Source organism: Kitasatospora sp. SC0581 (assembly GCF_048159585.1).
Lineage (GTDB): Bacteria > Actinomycetota > Actinomycetes > Streptomycetales > Streptomycetaceae > Kitasatospora.
In genome coordinates, this window is sequence record NZ_JBLRWA010000060.1 from 1 (window position 1) to 5122 (window position 5122).

Sequence of the window (5122 nt, forward strand, 5' to 3'; positions counted from 1 at the left end):
ACCCTCGACGCCCGCCGCCGCGACAGCGCCAAGAGCGCCCTCATCACCCTCGTCGAACACGCCCTGCTCGCCCGGCTCCGCTGAGCGAGGGGGGAACCGCACGGCCCCGACGGTCCGTCCCCCGCGACGGGCCGTCGGGACCGCGGTGCCTACCCGCGGGTGACCTCCGGGGGCCGCGCGCAAGACCCGTGTATAAGCAGCGGATAACAGTTCGGTAGGCATTTTGTGATCAACAATGACTCAGCGTGGCGAAACAGCGTCACTCAGCGCCAGGTGACCACGGTTTTGCTCCGTCATGTCGGTGAATGTCCAGAATGTACCGAGGCGGGTGCCGGACGGCGGCTGTTTGTCCCCCATCCCCGCACGTGCTGAAATTCCAGCTACCCCTGGTTTCTCCTGCGCCGGCCCCTACGGCGGCGGTTCAGGGCCCAGGGGTAGCGCTGGATTGATCCATGGCCGGCAGTCGGCCGAGAGGTAGTTGTCGAGTGAGGCGTAAGCAGCAACCCGCCCCGCAGCGGCGCTCCGAGCCCCGCCAGAGCGAGCCGAACGGTACCCCGGGGGACCCGGCCGGATTCTCCGCGTTCGCTCCCACCGAGGAACGCTCCCAGAGCACCGTCCCGGCTCCCGAGCCCCCGGCCGCGACACCCCGCGGCGGCGGCTCGTCGGGCGACGGCGGATCGAGCCGGTACGACTTCCTCCGCCCGCGCAACTGGCGCGTGCCGACCCGTCTGATCGCGATCCTGCTGATCCCCGTGACCATCAGTCTCGTCTTCGGTGGTCTGCGCGTGAACACCTCGGTCGACGGCTTCATCAAGGCCTCCCGCGCCGAGAAGACCGCGGAGCTGGCCAAGGCGGCGACCGAACTCGCCGAGGCGCTGGAGAACGAGCGCGACAAGACGCTCATACCCCTGCTCACCAAGCAGGACCCGAACAACGAGGTGGCCAAGCGCCGCGGCGCCACCGACGCCGCGCTGAAGGCGTACAACGCCGCCTACGCGGCCTCCGACAAGTCCGGTGAGCTCCCCCGGCGTCACGAGGCCTTCCAGACCCTGGTGGTCGACCTGCCGCACCTGCGGGCCAACGCGTACAACCCGGAGCTGTTCATCAGCGCCACGGCCAACGCGTACTCGGTGATGCTCGACCCGCTGCTGGCCTTCGACAACTCGGTCGGCCTGGGCTCCGCCAACGCCACCAGCAAGGGCCGCGCGATCTACGCGATGTCGCTGGCCAAGGCCGCGGCGTCGACCCAGCGCGCGCTGATGCTCAACCTGCTGGTCGGCATCTCGGCGAACGTCACCACGCGCTACGAGAACCAGGACGTGATCCAGCAGATCCTGATCTCGGAGAAGCTGGAACAGGTCTCCATCAACGAGTTCAACACCGGCAGCGCCCCCGAGGACGCCGCCAAGTACGCGGCCGCGCAGATCGCGCAGACCGCGGCCCAGGACCGCTCGGCGTACAAGATGCCCAACGGCGCGCCGCCCACCATGCAGGGCCTGCTCCAGCTCGGCGCCTCGTACAGCCAGGCCGCCGCGGAGGGCCAGCAGAAGGGCAAGGCGGTCGCCGACGCCGCGTACACCGAGGCGAAGAACGCCGGCCTGACCCAGGAGAACTGGAACCAGGCCACCGACACCCACATCCAGGCCCTGCGGAACACCGAGCTCGCGCTGCTGGACGAGGTCCTCACCGACTCCCGCAACCTGAAGGACAACGCGCTCTACGACGCCATCCTCAACACGGTCATCGTCGTCGCGGCGCTCATCCTGGCCGGCCTGCTGACCGGTTACGTGGCCCGCTCGATGATCCTCGGCATGCGCACCCTGCGCAGCGCCGCCCTGGAGATCGCCGACCACCGCCTGCCGGACCTGGTCGAGAAGCTCTCCAAGACCGACCCCGACCGGGTCGACACCTCGGTGACCCCGATCCCGCTGCACGGCAAGGACGAGATCGGCGAGGTCGCCCGGGCGTTCGACCAGGTCCACCAGCAGGCCGTGGCGCTCGCCGCCGAGCAGGCCCTGCTGCGGGGCAACGTCAACGCGATCTTCACCAACCTGTCGCGCCGCAGCCAGAGCCTGATCCAGCGCCAGCTGGCGCTGATCACCGACCTGGAGAACAACGAGGCCGACCCGGACCAGCTGGAGAACCTCTTCAAGCTGGACCACCTGGCCACCCGTATGCGCCGCAACGGTGAGAACCTCCTCGTCCTCGCGGGCGAGGAGGCCGGCCGCCGCTGGAACACCCCGGTCCCGCTGGTCGACGTGCTCCGCGCCGCCGCGTCCGAGGTGGAGCAGTACGAGCGCGTCGAGCTCTCCGGCATCCCGGAGGTCGACGTCGTCGGCGCCGCCGTGACCGACCTCGTCCACCTGCTCGCCGAGCTGCTGGAGAACGCCACCTCGTTCTCCAGCCCGCAGACCCGGGTGCTGGTCAACGCGACCCGCCTGCCGGACGGCCGCGTGCTGGTCGAGATCCACGACAAGGGCATCGGCCTCACCGCCGAGGACTTCGCGGAGATCAACGAGAAGCTGGCCGAGCCGCCCACGGTGGACGCCACCATCTCCCGCCGCATGGGCCTGTTCGTGGTCGGCCGGCTGTCCCAGCGGCACGACATCCGCGTCCAGCTCCGCCCGTCCGGCGAGTCCGCCGGCACCACCTCGCTGGTCATGCTCCCGCCGTTCGTCACCCAGTCCGGTGCGGCGCCGGAGCCGGACGAGCAGTTCACCGTCTCCCGGATCTTCGCCGAGCAGGAGCCGGCCGCCGAGTGGGCGCCGGACACCCGCGCCCGCAGCGCGGCCGAGCTCGGCTTCGACGACCACCTCACCGGCACCGGCAACGCCGGCTCCAGCGGGTTCAGCCCCGCCCTGGAGGCCGTCCAGCGCTCGCAGCGCCTCGACCAGGTCCGCCGCGCGGCCCTGGAGAGCGCCCCGCAGGCGCCGGTGGTCGACGCCGAGGTCGAGGAGGACTACCAGCAGGGCTACGACCAGTACGCCCCCCAGGGCTACGACCAGCAGCAGGGCCAGGCCGGCGAGCAGTACGCCGACGACCGGTACGGCTACGACCAGGGCGGCTACCAGCAGGACGAGTACCAGCAGGACGGGTACGCCCAGGACGGCTACGACCAGTACGCCCCCCAGGGCTACGACCAGCAGCAGGGCCAGGCCGGCGGGCAGTACGCCGACGACCGGTACGGCTACGACCAGGGCGGCTACCAGCAGGACGGGTACGCCGACGACCAGTACGGCCGCCCGGCCCAGGACTCCCCGGCCGGCCACCCGTACGCCCCCGAGCCGCCCGCGCTGCCCGCCGCCGAGCCGCACGCCACCCTGCCGTCCGGGCTGCCGCAGCGCCGTCCCGGCGAGCAGCTGGCGGGCGGCGGCCTCCCCGCCGCGCCGGCCGGCGGCGGCCAGTCCGGCGACAGCCCGAACTGGTTCGCCGGCGCCAAGGACACCTCGGCGCCCGAGACCCAGCGCGGCCACGACGTGTCCTCGCTCGGCGGTTACGGCCCGACCGGCCCGACCGCCCGCGCCGCCTGGCAGTCGCCGAACGACGGCGACTGGCAGCGGGCCGAGCAGCTGCGCGAGCCCTCCTCCAGCGGCACCACCGGTGCCGGTCTGCCGCGGCGCGTGCCCAAGCAGAACCTGGTGCCCGGCAACGCCAAGTCCACCCCGCAGGACGGGCCGCAGGTCTCCCGCAGCCCGGAGGAGGTCCGTGGCCGCCTCACCAACCTGCGCCGCGGTGTGGAGCAGGGCCGCAGCGCCGGTAACACCGGAAGCTTCCGGATCGACCCCGATCAGGTAGACCAGTCCGGCAACGGACAGAACCGGAGCACCGATCTCTTCGGCGGCTCGAACCACCAGGAGCGTTGAGTTGACTCAGATGAGCCAGGCCGCACAGAACCTGAACTGGCTGATCACCAATTTCGTGGACAACACCCCCGGGGTGTCCCACACCGTGGTGGTCTCCGCGGACGGCCTCCTGCTGTGCATGTCCGAGGGCTTCCCCCGGGACCGCGCCGACCAGCTCGCCGCCGTCGCCTCCGGCCTCACCTCCCTCACCTCCGGCGCCAGCCGGATCTTCGAGGGCGGCGAGGTCAACCAGACCGTCGTCGAGATGGAACGGGGCTTCCTGTTCCTGATGGCCGTCAGCGACGGCTCCGCACTCGCCGTCCTGGCCGCGCCGGACTCCGACATCGGCCTCGTCGGCTACGAGATGGCCCTGCTCGTCGACCGCGCCGGCGCCGTCCTCACCCCCGCACTCCGCGCGGAACTCCAGGGCAGTCTCCTGCACTGACGGTTCGTCGGATACCGTCCAGGTATTCGAAGTACCTCCGCGTCCTTCCCGGGCCCGCTTCGGCGGGCTCGGGTTCGGACGTTGTACGGCCTTCGCACCACCGGCTCCGGACCTGCGCCGAAGCTCGCACCGCACCGCCGCACCCTGTGAGGAGAGGAACCGTGACACCGCCCGACGACCGCAGCGGCCAATACGGTGTTCCGTACCCTGGCACAGGCCATGACGCCTTCGGAGCACCCGGCGTCGGCCACGGTCAGCAGTACGGCCGGCACCAGTACGGACAGCCCCGGCAGCCGTACCCCCGGCCCGAAGAGCAGTACGGCCAGTACGACCAGTACGCCCGGCAGCCCTCGTACGGCGCCCCGGCGCCCGGCTACCCGGCCCCGGCGCCCGAGCCGGACCCCGGCTACCTGCCCGCCCAGGAGCCCGGCCACGTCGAGGAGTTCGAGGACGAACCCGACTCCGGCCCGCTGATCCGCCCGTTCGCGATGACCGGTGGCAGGACCAGGCCGCGCTACGAACTCGCGCTGGAGGCCCTGGTCTCCGCCGACGTCGACCCGCAGCGCATGGCCACCCTGCTCCCTGAGCACCAGCGGATCTGCACGCTGTGCACGGAGGTCAAATCCGTCGCGGAGGTGTCGGCGCTGCTCTCCCTTCCCCTGGGAGTGGCCCGCATCCTCGTGGCCGACCTGGCCGAGGCCGGCCTGGTCGCCATCCACCAGCCCGCTTCCGGCGGCGAAACCGGAAACCAGCCCGACGTCACGCTGCTCGAAAGGGTCCTCAGTGGACTTCGCAAGCTCTAACGCGGCCGCCCCCACCCGCGCCACCACCTCCG

3 protein-coding genes and 1 pseudogene are annotated in these 5122 nt (G+C 71.4%); all 4 read left to right on the top strand.

Annotation, left to right across the window (positions count from 1 at the left end; all coding sequences use genetic code 11):
- Nucleotides 1-84 (top strand): annotated as a pseudogene (locus tag ACLWS4_RS36900) (ATP-binding protein); the annotation flags it as partial.
- Between the two features lie 401 nt (nt 85-485).
- Nucleotides 486-3863 (top strand): nitrate- and nitrite sensing domain-containing protein, encoded by a 3378-nt coding sequence (locus tag ACLWS4_RS36905; protein ID WP_416876410.1) that lies wholly within the window; start codon nt 486-488, stop codon nt 3861-3863.
- A 10-nt stretch (nt 3864-3873) separates the two neighbouring features.
- The gene (locus ACLWS4_RS36910) at nt 3874-4287 is read left to right on the top strand and encodes a roadblock/LC7 domain-containing protein (protein WP_030248297.1); all 414 of its coding nucleotides are present in this window, start codon (nt 3874-3876) and stop codon (nt 4285-4287) included.
- Between the two features lie 161 nt (nt 4288-4448).
- On the top strand, nt 4449-5090 hold the full coding sequence (locus tag ACLWS4_RS36915) for a DUF742 domain-containing protein (RefSeq protein WP_074001503.1): 642 nt from the start codon (nt 4449-4451) through the stop codon (nt 5088-5090).
- Nucleotides 5091-5122: the final 32 nt, after the last annotated feature.